Here is a 21,079-nt window from a genome sequence, read left to right on the forward strand (position 1 = left end):
AGGCGATCTTCACGCCGGAGCACCGAGCACCGACCCGTCGCCAGAATTGAGTATCCGAACGGTCCAGCCGAGATGAGTCCGTACGGCCCAGCGACAGGGTGGTCGTGACCACCTCGCACCGCCCGCAGCAGCGCGATCGCCCTGGGGATCTGGGGCATGGTGATCGTTTTCACCGGTCTGAACCAGCTGTCCGAGGACCTGAGCGCGCTCTCGGCGTCGCCGGCGCCGGTCACGGCCTCCGGGACGGGGGCCACGCCCACCGACGTGTCGACCCCGTACACGGTGGGGTCCGCGAGCTACCGGCTCGAGATCACCGGTGACGCGAAGAAGATGATGGTCGGCTACGGCACGGACAGCGCCACCAGCTCGTCGTCGGACTACCAGACGCTGCCGTGGAGCAAGACCGTCGAGGTGAGCGGCGAGTACGGGTTCGCCCACGTCAACGCCGGCAGCTCCGGTCCGGGTTCCATCACCTGCACCATCACCGATGTGGCGACCGGTCAGGTCGTCGACACGAAGACCTCGACCTCCCTGGACGACAGCGAGTACAGCTCGGCGAACGTCGACTGCAGCACCATGGGCTGACCTCGACCCGCCGCCCCCGGACCGTGCCCGGCCCGAGGTGGTCACGCACGACCGCGCCGGGCACGGGGAGCCTCGTCGGGACGCCGGCGGGGCTCTCCTCGTGGTCGGTTCAGGATGACGTCGCGGCTGCGAGCAGCGACGTCGTCGAGCGCCGGACCGTCGTCGACGCCTCCCTGGACCGGATCCACGACCAGGTCGTCCACCTCGACGCGGGCACGACGGTCGGGCAGGTCGCGGCCCGAGCCGGACGGGACCGCGCTACCGGACCGAGCACGCTCAGCCGCCGCGGCGCATCTGCTCCAGCATCGCGTTGTACGCCTTCAGCTCGGCGTCGTCGTCCCGGTCGGCCTGCCGGTCCTTGCGGGTCGCCTCCCGGGAGTCGTCGCGCGACCACTGCACCACGAGGGTGACCATCACCAGCAGCATCGGGATCTCACCGGTCGCCCAGGCGATGCCGCCGCCGGTGCGCTGGTCGTCGAGCAGGTCCAGCCACGGCAGCCCGACCTGGCGGTAGAAGTTCTCGCCGAGCACCGTCGAGGAGCTCATCACCGCGACGCCGAAGAACGCGTGGAACGGCATCGTCGCGAGCATCACCGCGAGCCGCCCCAGGTGCGGCAGCCGGTGCGGGGCGGCGTCGACGCCGATCAGCGGCCAGAAGAACAGATAGCCGACCAGCACGAAGTGCAGGTTCATCAGCTGGTGGGTCCAGTGGAACCGCAGCGCCCCGTCGAACAGCGGGGTGAAGTACAGGACGTAGAACGAGCCGACGAACAGCACCGCCGCGAACGCCGGGTGGGTCATGACCCTCGCGACGCGCGAGTGCACCGCCGCGAGCAGCCACTCGCGCGGGCCGGGCGGGTTGCCGCGGCCCGCCGGGCGCAGCACCCGCAGCGCGAGCGTGACCGCGCCGCCGAGGCTCAGCAGGATCGGCGCGAGCATGTTCAGCGTCATGTGGCTGATCATGTGGACGCTGAACATGGACGGGGAGTAGAAGCCCAGCCCCGACGACGTCGCCAGCAGCAGCGTCGCGCAGCCCAGCAGCCAGGCGACGGTGCGCCCGACCGGCCACACCACCCCACGGGACGCGAGCCGGCGCACGGCCACCAGGTACAGCCCGGCCAGCACCAGCGCACCGGTGCCGAACAGCAGGTTCCAGCGCCAGTCGGTCAGCACCGCGAGCGCGGAGAACGGCCGGACGACGTCCCAGCCGATCAGTGTCTGCAGCGCCGAGTCGTCGGCGACGACGAACCGCGGCGGTACCAGCCGGATGCTCGCGACGCCCAGCGTCGCCACCGCCGCCCCCAGCACCGCGACCACCGGCAGCAGCCGGCCCGGCACCGGACCGCCCGGGGCGGCGACGAGCCCGCGGACCAGCAGCGCGGTCAGCGCGACCAGGGCCGCGAGCAGCACCGCGACGACGACGGCGAACTGCACGTAGACCGACCCACCGAGGGGTCCGGCGTCGGTCACCACCAGCTGGAAGACGATCTCACCGGCCAGGTACACGACCCCGCCGACGGCGAGCAGCCCGCGGACCCGGCCCCCGGTCCGTCCCTCGACGACGCCGCCGTGCGCGCGGAACGCGACCAGTGCGGCGACCAGCCCGAGCCAGGCGGTCCCGGCGACGGCGCGCAGCACGTTCGCGTCCCCGCTCCAGTCGTGCCCGGCCCCGGTCGCGGCCGGGTGCACCGCGGCGGGCACCGCCATCGCGCACGCGGCGACCAGCCCGAGCGCGGCGGCGGCCTTCCAGCTCAGCGAGAACGCCGATCCGAGGGCGACGAGCAGCAGCAGCGCCCCGGCGAGCGCCCAGCCCAGCGGCTCCTCGATCGTCGCGGCGGCGCCGAGCCACCCGAACGGGCCCGCCGACGCCAGGACGCCGGGGGAGTTGCCGGTCATGTCGGCCACCGACAGCCAGCCCGCGGCGATCGCCGACACCCCGGCGACGGTGGCGGCCAGGGTGCCCCGGCGCAGCGCGCGGTAGCCGTGGACGTCGACCGTCCCGGACCCCTGCGGGGCCGCGACCAGGCCGCCGACCAGCAGCGACCCGGCGGCGAGCGCGGTCGCGGCGACGGCCAGGACCTTCGCGACGACCGTCGCGGCCTTCAGGCCCGGCTCGGGCACCGGCAGCCCGCTCTGCCGCCAGAAGCCGTCGTCGCCGATCGAGACGGCGACCGCGACGCCGGCGCACAGCAGCACCAGGGCGACCGTGAGCGCGGTCAGGAGGGCACGGCGGTCGCGCCGCGCCGGTACCGCCGGTGCGGGCTGCGCACCACCGGCCGCGTCGGTCGTCGCCTGCTCCGTGCTCGCGCTCACCGAGAACCCCTCCGCAGGTGGTCACCGGGCACCGACCGCGCCCGTGTCACCTCCGATGGTCCCCGTCCGGCCCGGCGCGCGCCGCACCGGGTCGGACGGGTCACTCAGTTGCCGGTGATCCCGGACCACCAGCGCTGGATCGACTCCCAGAAGCCCTGCGCGTCCTGACCGATCTGGCCGGGGTCGGGCAGGTTCGACGGCAGCGACGGCAGCTCGCTCGGCAGCGACGGCAGGTTCGACGGGAGCGAGGGCAGGCCCGACGGCAGACCCGGGATGTCGCTCGGCAGCTGGATACCGCCGCTGTCCTCGCTGGTCGGGGCCTCGGTCGTCGTCTCGGTGGTGGCCGGTGCGCTGGTCTCGGTGGTCGGCGGGGCCTGGGTGTCGGAGTCGCCGTTCCCGAACAGCAGGAACCCGAGCAGCAGCACCAGCAGCGCGACGACGAGCGCGCCGATCGCGATCCACTTCCCGATCCCCGACGAGCCGAGGTCACGCGGCCCGGGCTCGGGCTCCGGCGCGACGACCGGCGGAGCGACGGCGGCCGGCTCGGAGAGGATCTCGGCGACGCGGCGGGCGTCCGGGCGTCGCTGCGGGTCGGTCGCGGTGGACTGGGCGATCGCCGTCCGCACCGGCTCGGGGACGTCCGCGGGTACCACCGGGGCGCGGTTCACGCGCTCGGCGGCGCCCTGCAGCCCCTGTCCCTGGTACTCCTGCCGCCCGGTCCAGGCCTCCAGCAGCACGAGGCCGAGCGCGTACACGTCGGTCGGCGGTCCGACCGGGCGGCCCTGGACCTGCTCCGGCGACAGGTACGCCGGCGTCCCGATGATCTCGCCGGCCGCGGTGTGGCCGTCGCCGCCGAGCAGGGCGGCGATGCCGAAGTCGGCGAGCCGGGCCCGGCCGTCGGAGTCGACGAGGATGTTCGACGGCTTGATGTCGCGGTGCGTGACGCCCTGCGAGTGGACGTAGGCCAGGGTCTGGGCGACCTCGGTGCCGATCCGGCGGATGTCCTCGGGCGGCAGGTCCTCGCGGGCGATGACGTCCTTGAGCGTGGGCCCGTCGACGAGCTCCATGACCAGGTAGGCGCGGTCGGCCTCGACGGCGAAGTCGTGCACCGCGACCAGCCCGGGGTGGCGCAGGTTCGCCATGACCTGCGCCTCCTGCTCGAAGCGCTGGTCGGCACTCGGGTCGTCGGCCGCACCGAAGATCTTCACCGCGACGGGCCGGTTGAGCCGGGTGTCGGTGGCCCGGTGCACGTCGGACATCCCGCCCTGGCCGAGCAGCCCCTCCAGCCGGTACCGGCCGCCGAGCAGCTCGGGCTCGGTGATGGGCGCGGGCATCATCCGGGTCGCGTCCGGGCGCGACGGGCGGGGCGCGCCGTAGGCGGCGGTCGGCGGGGCGCCGAGGTGGTGGGTGGGGGCCTCACCGGGCCCGAGGCGCCGGGTGCCGTCCGCGGGACCACCGGGGCCCGGGTGGCCGCCGGGGGGCGGCCCGACCCGGCGGGTGGCATCCGGCGCGTTGCTGCGGGTCGCCGGGTCGTCGTCGGCGCGGCGCGGCGCGGGCCGGGCCCCGCCGACGCGACGGGTGGGGTCGGGCGCGGGGCCGCCCGGCGGCCGCTGCCGGCGGTTCCCCGTCCGCCACGGGTCGGACGCATCCCTGCGGGTGCGCTCCGGATCGTCGCCGCGGGTCACGGGCCCTCCCGGTCTGCTGGTGCGGCCGGACCGCGGGCGCGCGCACCGGCCGTCCGCCGTCGTGGCGGACCTCCTGGCGGCGACCGTACCGTCCGGAACCGGTCACCCCGGTGGACGGCGCGCTGCCACCACCCGGTGATCCTGCGACCCGGGGCCCTCAGCGCGCCGCGACCGGTGTGCGCAGGTCGGCGGCGGGGAACGGGGGCCGGTCGTCCAGGCGGACCGACAGCTTCCCGGCGGCCCGCCAGGCACGGGCGGTGAGGTCGCGGTCGGCGTCGGTCACGAGGTTGCCCATCACCCGCAGCGCGACCGTCATCAGTGCCCGCGACCGCATCCCGACCGGCCCGGCCAGCGGCAGCAGCCGGGGGATCGTGATCAGTCCGGCGAGCCTGCGGGCGATCGAGAACGCCAGGCCGTAGTGCGAGCGCAGGGTCGCGGGCCAGGCGCGGTCCAGGTCGGCGCCCGCCGCGAGCAGCTCCGCGACCAGGCGGCCGGTCTCCAGGCCGTAGTCGATGCCCTCGCCGTTGAGCGGGTTCACGCAGCCGGCCGCGTCGCCGACCAGCGCCCAGTTCGGCCCGGCGACGCCGGACACCGCCCCACCCATCGGCAGCAGCGCCGAGCGGACCAGCTCGACCTTCGGGCCGAGCTCCCACTCGGCGCGGCGCGCGTTCGCGTAGTGCTCGATCAGGCCGCGCAGCTTGATGTTGGCCGGGCGCCGGTCGGTGGCCAGGGTGCCGACGCCGATGTTGACCCGACCGTCGTTCAGCGGGAACAGCCAGCCGTACCCGGCCAGGACCTCGTCGGCCTCGCCGCGCAGCTCCAGGTGCGAGCTGATCCACGGGTCGTCGTGCCGGCCGGAGGTGACGTAGCCGCGTGCGGCGACGCCGTAGGCGGTGTCCTGGTGCCACTCGCGGCCCAGCACCCGCCCGAGAGTGGAGCGCGCCCCGTCGGCGACGACGAGCCTGCGGCACCGGACGGAGCGGCCGTCGTCGAACAGCACGGAGTCGACCCGGCCCCCGGCGAACGTCACGTCGACGGCCTTGGCGCCCTCCATCGGGGTCGCGCCGGCCTCCAGGGCGACCCGGCGGATGCCTGCGTCGAGCTCGGTGCGCGGGATCGCCGAGCCGTGCGCCGGCAGCGACCCGCCCGGCCACGGCAGCTCCAGGACCTGCCCGAACCCGTGCGCGCGCAGCCCCTGGTTGGTGCCGTGCGAGTCGACCCAGCCACCGAGGCCCAGGTGCCCCAGCTCGGCGATCGCGCGCGGGGTCAGCCCGTCACCACAGGCCTTGTCCCGGGGGAAGGTCGCGGAGTCGGCGAGGACGACGTCGAGCCCGTGCCGCGCCGCCCACGCCGCCGCCGCCGACCCGGCCGGTCCCGCCCCGACGACGAGCACGTCGGTGGGGTCCGGAGTGGTGGCGGGGGAGACGGGACCGGTGCTCATGACCCCAGTGTCGCAACCCGGCCGGGCGACCGCCGCCGAGCGTGCCCCCGGTCACGACCGGGTCAGGTGCCAGAGGATCACGTCGTGGGCGTGGCGGGCCTTGTCGTCGCCGCGGAAGGCCACCTCGTGCACGGCCGCCCCGACGGTGATCGCGATCTGGCCGGAGCTCGCGAACCGGCCCAGCAGGTTCCGGTCGGCGACGAACGAGACCGAGGAGATCCGGCCGTAGGGGATCGAGGTGATCGCGGTGCGTTTGCCGACGAAGGAGTTGTCCTGCAGGACCGCCCGCAGGTCGGTGAGGCCGAGGAAGCCGGTGCCGGCGCCGATCGCGTCGTAGACGGCGATGATCCGCTCGCCCTCCAGCAGGCCGGCGGCGACCTTGTCGAGCTGGTCGCGCTTGTCGAAGACGGGTTCGCTCATGGCTCCGATACTGCCCGGCGGCCGGCCAGCGTCCGCACCGTCCAGATCAGCGCGGAGACGGCGGACAGCACGACGGTCAGCCACACCCACCGCATCCGGTACGGCTCCTGGTCCAGCCCGGTCGCGTTCAGCGTGCTCAGCGCGCCCTGCCGGATGATCCCGGGCAGGAACATCAGCAGCGCGAGCCCGGAGCCGAGCACCGGGATCCGCACGTGGTTGACCAGCGGCACCCGGGTGCGGGGTAGCGCGAGCAGCAGCAGCCGGTCCCCGGCGGCGTAGAGCGGGAACAGCACGAGGTCGTGCAGCAGGACCGCGCCGGCGAACCACCAGGCCATCGTGACCAGGTCGGGGGACCCGCCGGCGATCGCGTACGCCGCCCACCCGGCGAGTGCGAAGCAGCCGAGGGCGGCGAGCAGGCGGCTACCGAGGAGCAGCACGGGAGAACCCGATCGTCGCGACCCACTTGGTGTTGTGCACCCCGGGCAGCGCCGGGACGATCAGCCGCGCCGGGAACCCGTGGTCGGGGGACAGCTCGGCGCCGTTGACCCGCAGCGCGAGCAGCGAGTCCGGCGACAGCGTCTGGGCGCGGTTGAGCAGCGACCGGGCGAACGGGCTCCCCACCTCGACCGACCGCACCTCGGCCGTCGCCGGGTCGGCCACGCCCGCGGCGCGGGCCAGGTCGGTCAGCCGCACACCCGTCCACACCTGCGAGGTCGACCAGCCCTCGACGCAGGCGATCGGCAGCTCCGCGGTGTGCTGCGGCAGCGCGGCCAGCGCCGCCCGGTCGAGCACCACCGGTGCCGCGCCGCCGGTCAGGGTCAGCGTCCAGGCGCTCCCGACCGCGGCCGGGGCGATCCCGGACGCGACGAACGTGCGGTTGACCGGGAAGTCGTTCGGCCCGCCCCGCTCGGTGCTGTCGGGCGCCGTCGTCCGGCCCCGGGGCAGCAGCAGCGCCGTCGACCGGAGCCGGTCGGTGAACTGCCCGACGGTCAGCGCCGCGACGAACAGCATCCCGCCGCCGACCAGGGCGATCGCGCCGCGCCGCGACATCGTCGGCGGGTCCGGGTCCGGCGCGACCAGCGGGTGCGCCGGCTCCGGCCGGGTGGCCGCGAGCGGCGTGGCCAGCTCGGTGCGCAGCGAGCGGCCCCGCAGCGAGCGGACCATCGTCGGGAGCTTCGTGACCACGTGCAGCGCGAACGAGGCCAGGAACACCCAGGCCGCGGCGTAGTGGCCGTCGTAGAAGGAGAAGCCGAAGACGTAGTCGTACTGGACGTTCAGCAGGCCGGTGACGATGAGGAACAGGATCGAGCCGACCAGCAGCACCAGCGACAGCCGCTCCAGCAGCGTCACCGGGTGGCGTTCGGGCGCGGTGAACAGCTTCGGGATGACCGACCACAGCTTCGCCAGGACCAGCGGCACGAGCACGATCCCGAGCCCGACGTGCAGGCCCTCGGTGAGCCGGAACAGCCAGGCCGGCGACACCGGCCAGTCCACCCAGGGCAGCTGCAGCCCGCCGACGGCGTCGGCGGCCGGGATGGCCTGCTCCCGGCCGTAGGCGAGCCGGTCGAGCAGCCCGGTGAACGCCACGATCGGCAGCCCCACCAGCAGCGGGAGCGCGAACATCGAGGTCAGCCAGGGTCCCCGGATCGGGCTCCGCCACCGCATCACGCGCGTCACGGTCCGGTCAGCTCCAGGAACACCCGCGCGCCGAGGTGCACGTCGGTCACGCGCAGGCCGGCCCGCCCGGCCGTCACCGCGAGGGGGACCGCGCCCTGCGCGGCCCACGGGATCGGCTCGCCCGCACCGCCGCCGCACAGCACCCGGGCGGTGCCGCGCCAGGCGTGCTCGGGGCGGGGGTCGGCCTCCACGAGCACCGTCCCGCTGCGGGCGAGCAGCCGCGCGGCGCGGGTGAGCAGTGCGGCCGGGTCGCCGCCGATGCCGAGGTTGCCGTCGGCGAGCAGCACGTGGGACCAGCTGCCCTCGCCGGGCAGCGGGCCGAACAGGTCGGCCTGGACCATCGCGACGCTGCGGCGGCGGCAGAGCACCCGCGAGACCGCGGAGCCGTCGACGCCCAGGGCGGCGATCCCGCGCGCGGCGAGCGCGACGAGCAGCCGGCCGGGTCCGCAGCCGAGGTCGACGGTGGGGCCCGCGCAGTGGCGCAGCAGCCAGTCGTCGCAGCCGGCGGCCGCGTCGGCCCAGCGGTCGACGTCCAGCGCGATCTCGGTGCCGTCGTCGCACAGCAGGCGGGAGGGGGTGCCGGACAGCGGCATGTCGAAGCCCTCGGCGGTCACGGTCACACCGACACCTCCGGACATCGCAGCGTCAGCTCGGCGACGGCGCGGGCGAAGCGGCTCCCCGGGAGCCGCGCGGCGACGGCGACGGCCTCCGCGGCCGTGTCGACGTCGGTCAGCGGCTCGGCGAGGACCACCCGCAGTCCGGCGGCCCGCAGCGCGTCCAACGTCCGGTCGCCGGTCTCGGCGGTCGACATCGAGACGCCGTGCAGCGCGGCGGCGGCGAGCGGGTCGCGCAGGCCCAGCACCCACCAGCCGCCGTCGGTCGCGGGGCCGAGGACGGCGTCCACACCCGGTTCGGCGAGCCGGTCCGCACAGCGGGACAGCAGCCCGGCCGTGGCTTGCGGGGTGTCCATCCCGACCTGCAGGGTCGGGCGGCCCGGGTGCAGCGCGGCGGCGTCGGCGTGCGCGGCGGCGATCCGCGCGGCCAGCCCGTCCCCCCGCTGCGCGACGACGGCGAGCCCGTCCAGCGCGGCGGCCAGCTCGGCCGCCCCGGTCGCGGCGGCCCGGTTCCCGGTCAGCGCGACCACGGTGTCGCCGGGCACCCCGGCGACGGCGTCGAGGGTGTCGAGCAGCGCCGCCGAGGCGATCGCCGCGGCGAGCTCCGGTGTCGCGGGTGGGCACAGCCTCGTCTTGACCCGGCCCGGCTCGGGGGCCTTCGCGAGGACGACGGTGGTGACGGGGCCGGTCATCGCAGCAGCCGGATCATGTCGCGACCGGCCCGGACGGTGCCCCTGACCGAGCCGGAGACCTTGGACCGCCCGCCGGCGCGGCGGGAGTAGGCGACCGGGATCTCGTCGAACCGCCAGCCCGCCCGGCCCGCCCGCAGCAGCAGCTCCAGCGGGTAGCCGAACGCCCGGTCCTCGATCCGCAGGTCCAGCAGCGCCTGCCGGCGCGCGACCCGGATCGGGGCGATGTCGTGCACCGGGACCCCGCGGGTGCGCAGCATCCCGGCGATCACCGCGTTCGCCGCGCGGGCGTGCCAGGGCCACACGCCGACCGTGTCCGGGACCCGCCGCCCGACGGCGATGTCGGCGCGGCCGGACGCGACGGTCTCGGCCATGCCGGGCAGCACGTCGGCGTCGAGGGAGCCGTCGCCGTCGAGGAAGGCCACGAGCTCACCGGTGGCGGCCTCCAGTCCGGCGTGCACCGCCGCGCCGTAGCCGCGCCGCGGTTCGACGACCACCCGCGCCCCGTGCCCGCGCGCGACCGCCGCGGTGTCGTCGGTCGACCCGTTGTCGACGACGATCACCGGCCAGCCGTCGGGCATCCGCTTCAGGACGTAGGGCAGCGCCTCCGCCTCGTCGAGGCACGGCAGCACGATCTCCGGATGCACGTCGCGATCTTCACCTCTCCGCAGGGCCGCCGCCCGCCGAATGCGGGAGGGTCCCGCAGGGAGGTTCGGACGGCGCCCCTCAGCGGTTCGCGACGATCGGTGAACGGAGCGGGTCGGTCGCGAACGCCGTCACCCCGTCGGTGAAGCTGGTCCGGGCGCGGAAGCCCAGCCGGGCCGCGGCGTGGGCCGGATCGGCGACGACGTGGCGCACGTCGCCCGGCCGGGCGCCGCCGACGATCTCGGGCTCGGGGCCGTCCATCGCGCGCGCCAGCTCGGCGGCGAGGTCGCCGATGGTGTGCGGCTCGCCGGAGCAGACGTTCGCGGCGCCGAAGCCGGTCGGCTCCGGGTCGGCGACGAGTGCGGCGGCGTTGGCCGCGGCGACGTCGGTGACGTGCACGAAGTCCCGGCGCTGCCGGCCGTCCTCCATGACCTTCGGGGCCTCACCGCGCTCCAGCGAGGACCGGAAGATCGACGCGACGCCCGCGTAGGGGGTGTCGCGGGGCATCCGCGGGCCGTAGACGTTGTGGTAGCGCAGCGACCACACGGTCCCGCCGGTCTGGCGGGCCCAGGCGCTCGCGAGGTGCTCCTGGGCGAGCTTGGTGGCGGCGTAGGTGCTGCGCGGGTCGACCGGCGCGGACTCCGGGACGAGGCCGGACTCGAGGTCCTCGCCGCACTCCGGGCAGCGGGGCTCGTAACGGCCGGCGTCGATGTCGTCGAGCGCACGCGGCCCGGGCCGGACGACGCCGTGGTCGGCGCAGTCGTAGCGGCCCTCCCCGTAGACGACCATCGACCCGGCCAGCACGAGCCGGTCCACCTTCGCGGCGTGCATCTGCGCCAGCAGCACCGCGGTGCCGAGGTCGTTGTGGGAGGCGTAGTCGGGGGCGTCGGCGGGGGAGACGCCGTGCCCGACCATCGCGGCCTGGTGGCAGACCGCGTCCACCCCCGGCAGAAGCCGGGACAGGGTGTCGGCGTCGCGCACGTCGCCGCGGACCAGCTCGTGGTCCAGCTCCGGGGCCTCGCCGCCGTGGGCCTGCGGCAGCAGCGCGTCGAGCAGGACGACCTCGTGGCCGTCCGCGACGAAGCGGTCGGCGACGTGGGACCCGATGAATCCGGCACCGCCGGTGACGAGGACGCGCATGCCCGCAGACGCTAGGGCGTGCCGGCCCCGCCCGCCGGGTGCGCGCCCGGCTCCGCGGCCACCCGGCCCGGCGGTCCGCCCCCGGCCACGCCGTCCGGGTCCGGGGTCCCGGCCGTGCGGCTCGCGTCCCAGTTCTCGGCCGCGGCCAGGGCCAGGCCGAACAGGCCCGCCCGGGCCTCGCGGGCGCTGGTCCAGCCGCGGTGCTCCCACTCCGGCCCGGCGAGCGAGTCCGCGGCGAGGAACACCTGGCCGTAGCCGACCCCGATCCGGCGCGCGACCGCGACCAGCGCGGACGCCTCCATGTCGACCACCGCGCAGCCCTCGTCGCGGCGCCGCGCGACCCGCGCCGGGGCCTCCCGGAACACGGCGTCGGTGGTCCAGCACCGCCCGACGACGTGCGGCACCCCGGCGTCGTCGAGCACCCGGACCACCGCGTCGACCCCGTCCGGGTCGGCGTCGATCGTCCGCGACGGCGGCTGGTAGTGGAACGAGGTGCCCTCGTCGCGCAGCGCGCTGCCCAGGACGACGGCGTGCCCCAGCGTCAGCTCGTGCCGCAGCGCCCCGGCCCCGCCGACCCCGACGACGGTGCGGACGCCCAGCGCCGCGAGGTGCTCCAGGAACATGGCCGCCAGCGGCGCGCCGACGCCCGGGTGCAGCACCGCGACCGGTGTGCCGCCGGGCCCGGTCGTGCGCCACACCGGGCTGCGACCGAGCTCGCTGCGCAGCACGGTCACCGCCTCGGAGCGGGTCCCGACGTCCTCGACGACCTCGGGGAACCAGCACAGCACCGCCGCGGCCGGCACGTCCGGGCGGTGCGGGGTGATCGCCGACGCCCGGATCACGCCCTCGGCGTCCAGGTCGTCCTCGTGCAGGGGGAGGTCCATCGTCGACGATCATCCCCCGCGCACCCGGTCGGGGGGAACACCGCAGGTGGACGGGGTGACCCTCTCGCCCGGCGTCCCGGGGACGGCGGCGCGCAGTATCGTCGGCCACGAGTGCCCAGGATGCGGGCCGATCGGAGGGTGGGACAGGCATGGCCGGATACTTCCGCGGCCCGCCCCCCGCGGGCGGGCGTCCGCCGCAGGGCGAGCCGCCGCGCGGTGGCCGTCCCGCGCGGCCCGGCAGTCCCGGCTGGACGAACCAGCCCCGCAACCCGCTTCCCGGCCACGGGGGCCGTCCGCTCCCGCCGCCGTCGCCGCCGCAGCAGCCGCCCGGGGCCCCGCCTGCGCGCGGGGGCCGCGGGCCGCTGCGCAAGCCGCCGCCCGGCCGGGCCGCCGGGGCGCCGCCACCGACCCGGGCCGCCGCGCCGCCGCGTGGTCCGGTCATGCCGCGTCCCGCCGGAGCGGGGGCCGGGGGAGCGGGCGCCGGGGTGCATCCCGCGTCGCAGGCGCCCCGCGACGGCCGGGTCACCCGCGGCCCGTCGATGCCGGACTGGCGCCGCCTCCGTCGCGCCACCCGCGGGCGCTGGAAGGCCGTGCTGATCCTGCTGCTGGTCGCGTTCGTGGGGTTCGGCGTCTACCTCGACCAGAACATGACCCGGGTGCAGGCGCTGCCCGCGGACTCCCAGGCGTCGTCGTCGGGGACGAACTACCTGATCGTGGGCTCGGACAGCCGCGAGGGACTCTCCGCCGAGGACGAGGAACGTCTCGCCACCGGCGACGCGGCGGGCCGGCGCACCGACACGATCATGCTGCTGCACACCGGCAGCTCCGGCAGTGTGCTCGTGTCCATCCCGCGCGACTCGTTCCTCCCGATCCCCGGGAGGGGCAGCAACAAGGTCAACGCGGCGTTCGCACTCGGCGGCCCGGAGCTGCTCGTCGAGACCGTCGAGGGCGCCACCGGCCTGCGCATCGATCACTACGTCGAGGTCGGTTTCGGCGGGTTCGTCGGCGCCGTCGACGCCGTCGGCGGGGTGGACATGTGCGTCTCCAGTGCCATCGACGACCCGAAGGCCGGGCTGGACATCCAGGCCGGCTGCCAGGAGCTCGACGGGACGACCGCGCTCGGCTACGTCCGCACCCGCGCGACGCCCGGCTCGGACTTCGACCGCGTCCAGCGGCAGCGTGAGTTCCTGTCCGCGCTGCTCGGCAAGGCCACCAGCCCGCTCACCCTGATCAACCCGTTCCGGATGGTCCCGCTGGCGTCCGCGGTGACCGGCACGATCACCGTCGACGACTCCGACCACATCTGGAACCTCGCCGGCCTGGCCTGGGGCATGAAGGGGGTCTCCGGCGGCGACGGCGTGCAGACGACCGTCCCGATCGGCGGCAGCGCGGGTGGGTCGAACCTGCGCTGGGACCGGACCCGGGCCCAGGCGCTCTTCGGCGCCCTGCAGAACGACCAGGCGCCGCCGGAGTCCGGCTTCGGCCCCTGAGGGGCGTCGGTCAGGCGGTCTTCTTCGTCGACCGCCGACGTGTGGTGGCCGGCTTCGCGGGCGTCGCGTCGTCGGTGCCGGTGGCGGCGTCGCCGGTCTCGGCGTCCTTCTCCCCGGTCGTCGGCTCCTCGGACTTCTTCGACCGGGAGGACGACCGCCGGGCCGGGGTCCTCTTCTCGGTCGACCCCGAACCCGAACCCGAGTCCGACTTCGTCGACCGGGCCGCGTCCACACTGGCCTGCAGCGCCGACAGCAGGTCGCTCATCGAGTCCCCGCCGTCGTCGGCGGCCTCCGCGGCGGGTGCCGGGCGGGCGTCGCCGTCGGACTTCTTCGCCTCGATGAGGTCGGCCATCGCGTCGCGGTACTCGTCGTGGAACTCCGACGGGTCGAAGTCCGCGCCCATGCTCTCGACCAGCGACGACGCCATCTTCAGTTCCTGCGGCTTGAGGTCGACCTCGCCTGCGAGGATGTCGAACTCCGGTTCACGGATCTCGTCCTGCCAGATGAGGGTCTGGAGCACGATCACCTTGCCGCGCACCCGCAGCAGCGCGAGCGTCTCGCGCTGGCGCAGCGCCACCTTCACCACGGCGGTGCGGTCGGTCTCCTCGAGTGCCTCGCGCAGCAGCGCGTAGGGCTTGGCGGCCTTGGTCTCCGGCTCCAGGTAGTAGCTCTTGTCGAACAGCATCGGGTCGATCTGGTCGTTCGGCACGAACTCGATCACGTCGATCTCGTGCCCGGTCCTCACCGGCAGCGACGCGAGGTCGGAGTCGTCGAGGGTGATCAGCTCGCCGTCGGGGGTCTCGAAGCCCTTCACGATGTCGGCGTAGGTGACCTCCTCGCCGCACACCTCGCAGGTCCGCTTGTAGCGGATGCGGCCGCCGTCCTCACCGTGCACCTGGTGGAACCGGACGTCGTGGTTGGACGTCGCCGAGTAGACCTTGATCGGCACGCTGACCAGCCCGAAGGACACGGCCCCGCTCCAGATCGCGCGCATGCGGTCCTCCCTAGCGTGCCGTCCGAGGTGACAGCATGACGGTGTGCAGCCCATGCTCGCCACCCCCGGACCCCTGCCGACCGGTGCCGGGTGGTCGTTCGAGGTCAAGTGGGACGGCATGCGCGTGCTGGCCGAGGTCACCGACGGCGGTGGCGAGCCGGCACTGCGCCTGCGTACCCGTTCCGGCCGCGATGTCACCGCGAACTTCCCCGAGCTCGCCGGTCTGGTGGACCTGGCCCCCGACGTGCTCCTCGACGGCGAGGTGGTGCTGCTCGACGGCGGTGTCCCCAGCTTCGCCGCGCTCGCCCACCGGATCCACGGCCCCGCGGGCAGCCGCCCGGTCACGTTCATGGTGTTCGACGTGCTGCGCCTCTACGGGGTGGTGCTGCTCGACCGCCCGCTGGCCGAGCGCCGGGCCACCCTCGAGCGGCTCGACCTGTCCGCCACCCCGCACGTCGAGACCTCGCCGCTCTACCCGGACGGGACCGCCCTGCTGGAGGTGACGGCGTCGCGGGGGCTGGAGGGCGTCGTCGCCAAGCGGGAGGACTCGCGGTACCGGCCGGGCCGGCGCAGCCCGGACTGGGTGAAGGTCGCCCACCGGCACTCGCAGTCCTGTGTGGTGGGGGGGTGGAAGCCCGAGAGGAGCGCAGGCGGAACGAGGCTCGACGCCGAGCGGTCCGGTGGTGCGGGGCGGATCGGTGCGCTGCTGCTCGGTGTCCCCGGTCCGGACGGGCTGGAGTTCGCCGGCCGGGTCGGGTCCGGGCTGGCCGGGGCGGCGGTGCAGGAGCTGCTCACCGCCCGGCTGACCGGGGCACCGGAGTCACCGTTCGCGCAGGCACTGCCCCGGGTCGACGCGGCGGGCGCACACTGGTGCTCCCCGACGGTCGTCGCCGAGGTCGCCCACCTCGGGTGGACGGCGGCCGGCCGGCTGCGGCAGCCGGTCTTCCGGGGGATCCGCGACGACGTCGACGCCGACGACGTCCGCCGGGAGCCCCGCTGAGGACGCCCCCGATCATCACCCGTTCGCGTGGTCCGTGCGGCGGTGTGGTTCGGTGTGCGCGACAGCGACGACCCGGAGGTGACGTGCGTGGCGGTCATGCTGACCTGGCGGTCCGACCCCGAGACCGACGGCGCCGCGGGTACGGAGTCGGCGCGCATCACGACCAACGGCGGCGGCTTCCGCGCCGTCGGCCGGATCATCCGCGGCGGGGAGGGCGGGGTGCTCACCGCCTCCTACCGGCTCGTCGTCGCCGGTGACGGGACGCTGTCGCGGCTCGCCGTCGACGTCGCCACCGCCGAGGGGGAGCAGCAGCTCACGCTCTCGCGCAGCACCGACGGCGTCTGGCTGGTCGACGACGGCTTCGGCGGTAGCCGCGGCCACTTCGGCGGCGCCCGCGACGTCGACCTCGCCTTCAGCCCGGTGTTCAACGCGCTGCCGCTGCGGCGCCTCGCGCTGCACCGCGAGCCGGCCGAGCACGTGTTGCCGATGGTGTTCGTCGACCTGCCGACGCTGACCGTCGAGAACACCGAGCAGACCTACCGCACGGTGACGGCCGGGGCGCCCGGCGCACCCGGCGTCGTCCGGTTCGCCGCCGGGTCGTTCGTCGCCGACATGACCGTCGACGACGACGGGTTCGTGCTCGACTACCCGGGCATCGCGTCCCGGGCGACCCTCTAGCGCTTCAGCGGCTCGACGACGTCGCCGCGGCGCCCGAGCTCGCGCAGCTCGGCGAACACGTCCGGCGCGCCGAGGTCGACCGGCACCTCCAGCGGCTCGCGGGTGGAGGCCCACCGCATCCGCGCCTCGTGCCCGGAGCGCACGGTCGCGGCCAACCCACCGGTGGAGGCCAGCGCCCCGCGCATCGCGCCGAGCCGGCCCAGCGCGTCGTCGACGGCGGCGAGCAGCGCGCCCCGGTTGCCCTCGCACATCGCCAGCACCAGCTCGGGGCGGGTCCCGGCGACCCGGGTGCCGTCGGCGAACGAGCTCGCGGACAGGGCGAGGGCCAGGTCGTCGCCCTGCTCACCGGCGCCGACGGAGGCGAGCACGGCGGCGAACAGGTGCGGCAGGTGCGAGATCCGGGCGACCGCGACGTCGTGCTCGTCGACCGCGGCGGGCACCACCCGGGAGCCGCAGGCCCAGGCCAGCTCGGCGACGTCGCGCCACACGTCGACGTCGAGCCCGTCGTCGGCGGCGACCACCCAGGCGGCGTCGGTGAACAGGTCGGCGGACCCGGCGGGCCAGCCGGACTCGGCGGTGCCGGCCATCGGGTGCCCGCCGACGAAGCGGGCGCGCGGCGCGAACCGGGCGACGGTGTCGGCGACCGGCACCTTCACACTGACCGCGTCGGTGAGCCGGCAGGTGGGGGCGACCGCGTCGACGCGGCGCAGCACCGCCTCCAGCGCGGTCAGCGGGACGCACACGACGACGAGTGCGTCGGCCTCGGCGGCCCGGGCCAGCGCGGCGTCGGTGTCGGTGGTGACGTCGAACCCGTCGGCGACGGCGGCGGCCGCGGTCGGCCCGGACGCGGCGGTGCCCCACACCTCGCGCCCGGCGCGGGCCGCGGCCCGCATCAGCGACCCGCCGATCAGTCCGGTCCCCAGCACGCACACCGCTCGCATGCGTCACGAGGGTAGAGACCGCGGTTACCGGCCCCGCGCGGACTCCGCTCGTCGCACCGCCCGACCCGGTGATCATGGACGGGCGAGCAACGCGGCCCCTCGCGGGGAGAGCCGGTAGCCGACCTCCAGGCTCTCGGTCAGGCCCAGCTCCTTGAGCGCGCGGACGTCGCGCTTGAACGCGGCGGTGTCGCGCCCGGCCCGCTCGGCGAGCTCGGCGGCCCGGACCCCGGGCAGCTCGGCGACCAGCCGCAGCGTCGGCCGGGTCCAGGGCCCCCGGCGCGACCGGCGGTCCATCCGGTCCAGGGCCGCGACGACGTCGTCGAGGTTCCCGGTCGCGTCCCGCAGCGACTCCCGTGGGTCGGCCCCGGCGAAGCGCAGCCCGATGCGGAACACCGGGTCGGATCGCGTTCCGCGGAACGCGCGGCGCACCCGGTCGGCGGAGGGCTCGCCCGCGGCGCGGGCGTCGTCGTCGGTGATGCGGTCCGGGTCCACCTCGTCGACGGAGACGACCTCGACCACCCCGGCGGCGGTGCGCAGCGTCGAGCCCACGGCCACCCGCGACCGCGCCCAGCGGCGGTACACGCGGTCGACCTCGCCCGCGGTGACCCCGCGCGCCACCGCCACCGGGAGGATCACCGCAGCGCCGTCTCCAGCGCCCGGGCCAGCCCCAGCAGCACGTCCTCACCGACGGTGATCCCCACCAGCTGCACCCCCGCGGGCAGCCCCGGCACCGGGACCGGCAGCGCGACGACGGGCCGGTCGAGCAGGTTGAACGGTGAGGTCAGCTGCAGCATCGACGGCAGCACCGGCACCCCGCCGTGCTCGGTCGCGCCGATCGGCGTGGCCCGCAGCCGGGTGGTGGGGCACAGCAGCACGTCGCACGAGGCGCCGAGGCGGTCGAGCAGCGCGCGCCCGACCCGGCGGCGCTCGCGCCGGGCGTCGACGTAGAGGTGTGCCGGGGCCTCGGCGTGCGGGGCGAGCCGGGCGGCCGTCGCGGGCTGGTACTCGTCGCGGCGCTCGGTGAACCAGTGCCGGTGGGTCGCGTAGGCCTCCGCACCGGTGATCACCGGGTAGGTGGCGGCCAGCTCGGCGACGCCGGGGGTGTCCTGGGCGGCGACGGGCGCGCCGAGCGCGGCGAGCGCGTCGGCCACGGCCCGGACGGCGTCGGCGATCACCGGGTCGTGCGGGCGCCACCAGTCGCCCTCGGCGACGCCGATCCGGGGCAGCACCGCCGCGGCCGACGCGCCGGATTCCCCGAGCGCGGTGCGGGCGACCGCGAGCGACGCCGCGTCGGCGGCCAGCAGCCCGACCGTGTCGAACGACTCGGCCAGCGGGAACACCCGCTCGCCCGGGACGGCCCCGCGCCGCGGCTTCAGCCCGGCGACGCCGCACAGCGCGGCCGGGGTCCGCACGCTCGCCCCGGTGTCGGTGCCGACGGTCAGCGCGAGGTGCCCGGCGGCGACGGCCGCGGCGGACCCGGACGACGAGCCGCCGGTGATCCGGGTCGGGTCGTGCGGGTTGCGGGCCGGGCCGGTGGCGGCGACGTCGCCGGTGGGGCCGTAGGCGAACTCGTGGGTGTGGAGCTTCGCGACGACCACGGCCCCCGCGGCCCGCAGCATCGTCACCACCGGCGCGTCGGCGGTCGCGGGGGCGGCGTCGGCCAGCAGCCGCGAGCCGCACCGGGTCGGCAGCCCGGTGACGTCGACCAGGTCCTTGATCCCCACCGCGACGCCGTGCAGCGGGCCCAGCCGCCGTCCCGAGGTGGACAGCGCGGTCAGCGCGGCGGCGCGCTGCCGGGCCCGGTCGGCGTCGAGGGTGACCACGCAGTTCGTCGTGTCGGACTCCAGCCGGGACAGCACGTCGTCGACGTGTTCGGACGGCGAGAGCTCCCCGGAGTCGAGGGCCCGCAACAGATCGGGGAGCGGCAGCACGCGCACAGCGTGCCGTCGCTCCCCGGGTCCGACAACCGGTGATCAGCGCGCGGCCATCTCCCGGGCGATCTCGCGGGCCTCCTCCGGCGACGACGCCGACGGCTGCCCGTCGCGCAGCGGACGCCGCGCAGTCTCGGGCAGGAACAGCAGCGTGACGACGCCGATCACGCCGGCGGCGATCAGGTAGTAGCCCGGCCACAGCAGGTCCCCGGTGGCGAGCACGAGCGCGGACATCACCAGCGACACGGTCCCGGCGAACGCGGACACGAAGATGTTGAACGCGATCGACAGCCCGCCGTAGCGGATCTGGGTCGGGAACAGCGCGGGCAGCGTCGAGGGGCCGGTCGAGGAGAAGCAGATCAGCAGCACACCCATGAGCAGCAGCCCGAGGAACACCGACGGGACCGAGCCGTTCTGCATCAGCAGGATCATCGGGATGCCGAGCACGATCAGGCCTGCCGCGCCGGTCCACATGATCGGCTTGCGCCCGATCCGGTCGGAGAGCCGTCCGAGCAGCGGGATGGCGAACACCGCGAGCCACAGCACGACGATCTGCAGCCACGACGACGTGCTGGAGTCGATCGCGGTGCCGCCGTGCTGGTCGACCGTGGTCTCCAGGTAGGTCGGCATGTAGCTGGTGAGCATGTAGTTCGTGACGTTCCAGGCGACGACGACGCCACCGACCATGACGAAGGTCGGCAGGTACCTGGTGAAGATCAGCTTGAGGCCGTCCTTCACCTGGGTGCCCGCGCGCTCCTCGGACTCCGAGAGCAGGGTCTGGAAGGCCGGGGTCTCCTCCAGCTTGACCCGCAGGTACACCCCGACGATGCCCAGCGGCAGCGCGACGAAGAACGGGATCCGCCAGCCCCAGCTCGACATGGCATCCGGGCTGAGCACCAGCGGCAGCACCGAGGCGATGGTGGCGCCGAGCGCGTAGCCGACGAACGTGCCGAGCTCCAGGAAGCTGCCGAAGTACCCGCGACGACGGTCGGGGGAGTACTCGGCGATGAAGGTCATGGCGCCGGCGTACTCACCGCCGGTGGAGAAGCCCTGCAGGACGCGGGCGGCGACGAGCAGGATCGGCGCGGCCAGCCCGATCGACGCGTAGGACGGGATGAGCCCGATCAGGAACGTGCCCAGCGCCATCAGGATGACCGTGATCGACAGGACCTTGGTCCGGCCGATGCGGTCGCCCAGCGGGCCGAAGAACAGGCCGCCCAGTGGGCGGAAGAAGAAGGCGATCGCGAACGTCGCGAACACGGCCACCTGGGACAGCGGCCCGGGCGGGAAGAATTCGGCCTCGATGGTGGTGGCCAGATAACCGTAGACACCGAAGTCGAACCATTCGGTGATGTTGCCGACCGCGGCCGCCGCAACAGCGCGGCGCATGGTCGCGGGCTCGGTGACGGTGACGCCGTCGACCGTCCCTTCTGCTGTGTCGTCCACGTCGTTCCCCCTGGCGACAGTGCACGCCACGGGTGAAGCTTTCGTCGAGAAACTGTCGATCCGTGGCGTTCTGTCCGTTTCGTTGAACAGTTCTCCCCGACGTTAACGAGGCGTCGCACCCATTGCCGGATGGGGCACAGCGGTATCTGTGAGCGGAGTCATCCGTTTCGGTACTTCTGCAGGCGGGACAGCGCTTTTCCGGCGTGGGACCGTGGTCGGTGGGCGCAGGTAGCGCCCGTGGGACTCGCAAGCGTCGCGACTCCGCCCGGGTCATCCGGACCCGGTCACCGGACCCGGCGCGTGCCCGTGTGAGGAGGAGCCGTCATGGCTGTGTCGAGCGCCGTTTTCCTGTCGATCATCGCGAGCACGGGGGTGGGCCTGGCGGTCACCTCCGCGCTGGCCGCCTACGCCCAGCGCAACTGGAAGGGCCACGGCCGCGTGGCCCCGGCCGTGCCGGTCGAGGAGACCGTCTGAGCGTCCGCGCTTCCCGGCGCCGCATCCCGACA

The 21,079-nt window shown here is 75.2% G+C and carries 21 protein-coding genes; 5 read left to right on the forward strand and 16 right to left on the reverse strand.

Annotation, left to right across the window (positions count from 1 at the left end; translation table 11 throughout):
- Nucleotides 1–156: 156 nt before the first annotated feature.
- Complete coding sequence (locus WHI96_RS02270) at nucleotides 157–585, forward strand: hypothetical protein (RefSeq protein WP_345648514.1); 429 nt, start codon at nucleotides 157–159, stop codon at nucleotides 583–585.
- A gap of 276 nt (nucleotides 586–861) precedes the next feature.
- Here the strand turns inward: WHI96_RS02270 and WHI96_RS02275 are convergent, their stop codons facing one another.
- The 11 genes from WHI96_RS02275 to WHI96_RS02325 form a co-directional block, all read right to left on the reverse strand.
- Nucleotides 862–2,898, reverse strand: coding sequence for a cytochrome c oxidase assembly protein (locus tag WHI96_RS02275; protein WP_345648517.1), 2,037 nt, complete (start codon nucleotides 2,896–2,898; stop codon nucleotides 862–864).
- Nucleotides 2,899–3,002: 104 nt separating this feature from the next.
- Nucleotides 3,003–4,583 (reverse strand): serine/threonine-protein kinase, encoded by a 1,581-nt coding sequence (locus WHI96_RS02280; protein ID WP_345648520.1) that lies wholly within the window; start codon nucleotides 4,581–4,583, stop codon nucleotides 3,003–3,005.
- A 157-nt stretch (nucleotides 4,584–4,740) separates the two neighbouring features.
- Nucleotides 4,741–6,024: a geranylgeranyl reductase family protein gene (locus WHI96_RS02285; RefSeq protein ID WP_345648523.1), complete on the reverse strand. Its 1,284-nt coding sequence runs from the start codon at nucleotides 6,022–6,024 to the stop codon at nucleotides 4,741–4,743.
- Between the two features lie 51 nt (nucleotides 6,025–6,075).
- On the reverse strand, nucleotides 6,076–6,444 hold the full coding sequence (locus WHI96_RS02290; RefSeq protein WP_100879288.1) for a PH domain-containing protein: 369 nt from the start codon (nucleotides 6,442–6,444) through the stop codon (nucleotides 6,076–6,078).
- Complete coding sequence (locus WHI96_RS02295) at nucleotides 6,441–6,881, reverse strand: hypothetical protein (protein ID WP_345648529.1); 441 nt, start codon at nucleotides 6,879–6,881, stop codon at nucleotides 6,441–6,443. Before WHI96_RS02295 ends, WHI96_RS02290 begins: the two co-directional genes overlap by 4 nt.
- Nucleotides 6,865–8,109, reverse strand: a complete 1,245-nt coding sequence (locus tag WHI96_RS02300; protein WP_345648571.1) for a molybdopterin-dependent oxidoreductase — start codon at nucleotides 8,107–8,109, stop codon at nucleotides 6,865–6,867. Before WHI96_RS02300 ends, WHI96_RS02295 begins: the two co-directional genes overlap by 17 nt.
- Nucleotides 8,110–8,117: 8 nt before the next feature.
- Nucleotides 8,118–8,741 carry a methyltransferase domain-containing protein gene (locus tag WHI96_RS02305; protein ID WP_345648532.1) on the reverse strand — a complete coding sequence of 208 codons (624 nt, stop codon included), beginning with the start codon at nucleotides 8,739–8,741 and terminating at the stop codon, nucleotides 8,118–8,120.
- Entirely contained in the window at nucleotides 8,738–9,427 is a 690-nt protein-coding gene (locus tag WHI96_RS02310; protein WP_345648535.1) for a TIGR04282 family arsenosugar biosynthesis glycosyltransferase, read from the reverse strand. Before WHI96_RS02310 ends, WHI96_RS02305 begins: the two co-directional genes overlap by 4 nt.
- A complete protein-coding gene (locus tag WHI96_RS02315) occupies nucleotides 9,424–10,071 on the reverse strand; it encodes a glycosyltransferase family 2 protein (RefSeq protein WP_345648538.1) in 648 nt (215 codons plus the stop codon). Before WHI96_RS02315 ends, WHI96_RS02310 begins: the two co-directional genes overlap by 4 nt.
- Before the next feature lie 79 nt (nucleotides 10,072–10,150).
- Complete coding sequence (locus tag WHI96_RS02320; protein WP_345648541.1) at nucleotides 10,151–11,209, reverse strand: NAD-dependent epimerase/dehydratase family protein; 1,059 nt, start codon at nucleotides 11,207–11,209, stop codon at nucleotides 10,151–10,153.
- A gap of 11 nt (nucleotides 11,210–11,220) precedes the next feature.
- Nucleotides 11,221–12,093: a nucleoside phosphorylase gene (locus WHI96_RS02325; RefSeq protein ID WP_345648544.1), complete on the reverse strand. Its 873-nt coding sequence runs from the start codon at nucleotides 12,091–12,093 to the stop codon at nucleotides 11,221–11,223.
- Nucleotides 12,094–12,242: 149 nt separating this feature from the next.
- Between WHI96_RS02325 and WHI96_RS02330 the strand changes: the two genes are divergently transcribed.
- On the forward strand, nucleotides 12,243–13,583 hold the full coding sequence (locus tag WHI96_RS02330; RefSeq protein WP_349302338.1) for an LCP family protein: 1,341 nt from the start codon (nucleotides 12,243–12,245) through the stop codon (nucleotides 13,581–13,583).
- Between the two features lie 10 nt (nucleotides 13,584–13,593).
- On the opposite strand, the gene ku is transcribed toward WHI96_RS02330, so the two are convergent.
- The gene (gene ku / locus WHI96_RS02335; protein ID WP_345641022.1) at nucleotides 13,594–14,577 is read right to left on the reverse strand and encodes a non-homologous end joining protein Ku; all 984 of its coding nucleotides are present in this window, start codon (nucleotides 14,575–14,577) and stop codon (nucleotides 13,594–13,596) included.
- A 52-nt stretch (nucleotides 14,578–14,629) separates the two neighbouring features.
- Between ku and ligD the strand changes: the two genes are divergently transcribed.
- Together ligD and WHI96_RS02345 are read left to right on the forward strand one after the other, a co-directional pair.
- Nucleotides 14,630–15,577: a non-homologous end-joining DNA ligase gene (ligD, locus tag WHI96_RS02340; RefSeq protein WP_345641502.1), complete on the forward strand. Its 948-nt coding sequence runs from the start codon at nucleotides 14,630–14,632 to the stop codon at nucleotides 15,575–15,577.
- A 96-nt stretch (nucleotides 15,578–15,673) separates the two neighbouring features.
- Nucleotides 15,674–16,255: a putative glycolipid-binding domain-containing protein gene (locus WHI96_RS02345; RefSeq protein WP_345641505.1), complete on the forward strand. Its 582-nt coding sequence runs from the start codon at nucleotides 15,674–15,676 to the stop codon at nucleotides 16,253–16,255.
- Here the strand turns inward: WHI96_RS02345 and WHI96_RS02350 are convergent.
- The 4 genes from WHI96_RS02350 to WHI96_RS02365 all read right to left on the reverse strand — a co-directional run bounded on the left by WHI96_RS02350 (nucleotide 16,252) and on the right by WHI96_RS02365 (nucleotide 20,573).
- On the reverse strand, nucleotides 16,252–17,196 hold the full coding sequence (locus WHI96_RS02350; RefSeq protein ID WP_345641025.1) for a prephenate dehydrogenase: 945 nt from the start codon (nucleotides 17,194–17,196) through the stop codon (nucleotides 16,252–16,254). The genes WHI96_RS02345 and WHI96_RS02350 overlap by 4 nt on opposite strands.
- A gap of 72 nt (nucleotides 17,197–17,268) precedes the next feature.
- Nucleotides 17,269–17,832 (reverse strand): hypothetical protein, encoded by a 564-nt coding sequence (locus tag WHI96_RS02355; RefSeq protein WP_345641028.1) that lies wholly within the window; start codon nucleotides 17,830–17,832, stop codon nucleotides 17,269–17,271.
- Complete coding sequence (locus tag WHI96_RS02360; RefSeq protein WP_345641031.1) at nucleotides 17,829–19,127, reverse strand: amidase; 1,299 nt, start codon at nucleotides 19,125–19,127, stop codon at nucleotides 17,829–17,831. The genes WHI96_RS02355 and WHI96_RS02360 overlap by 4 nt, the downstream gene beginning before the upstream one ends.
- 42 nt (nucleotides 19,128–19,169) lie before the next feature.
- Nucleotides 19,170–20,573 (reverse strand): MFS transporter, encoded by a 1,404-nt coding sequence (locus WHI96_RS02365; RefSeq protein WP_425571518.1) that lies wholly within the window; start codon nucleotides 20,571–20,573, stop codon nucleotides 19,170–19,172.
- A gap of 324 nt (nucleotides 20,574–20,897) precedes the next feature.
- On the opposite strand from WHI96_RS02365, the gene WHI96_RS02370 reads away from it, so the two are divergent.
- A complete protein-coding gene (locus tag WHI96_RS02370) occupies nucleotides 20,898–21,047 on the forward strand; it encodes a hypothetical protein (RefSeq protein ID WP_345641034.1) in 150 nt (49 codons plus the stop codon).
- The last annotated feature ends 32 nt before the right edge of the window (nucleotides 21,048–21,079 follow it).

The sequence above is a fragment of the Pseudonocardia tropica genome, from assembly GCF_040105315.1.
Lineage (GTDB): Bacteria > Actinomycetota > Actinomycetes > Mycobacteriales > Pseudonocardiaceae > Pseudonocardia > Pseudonocardia alni.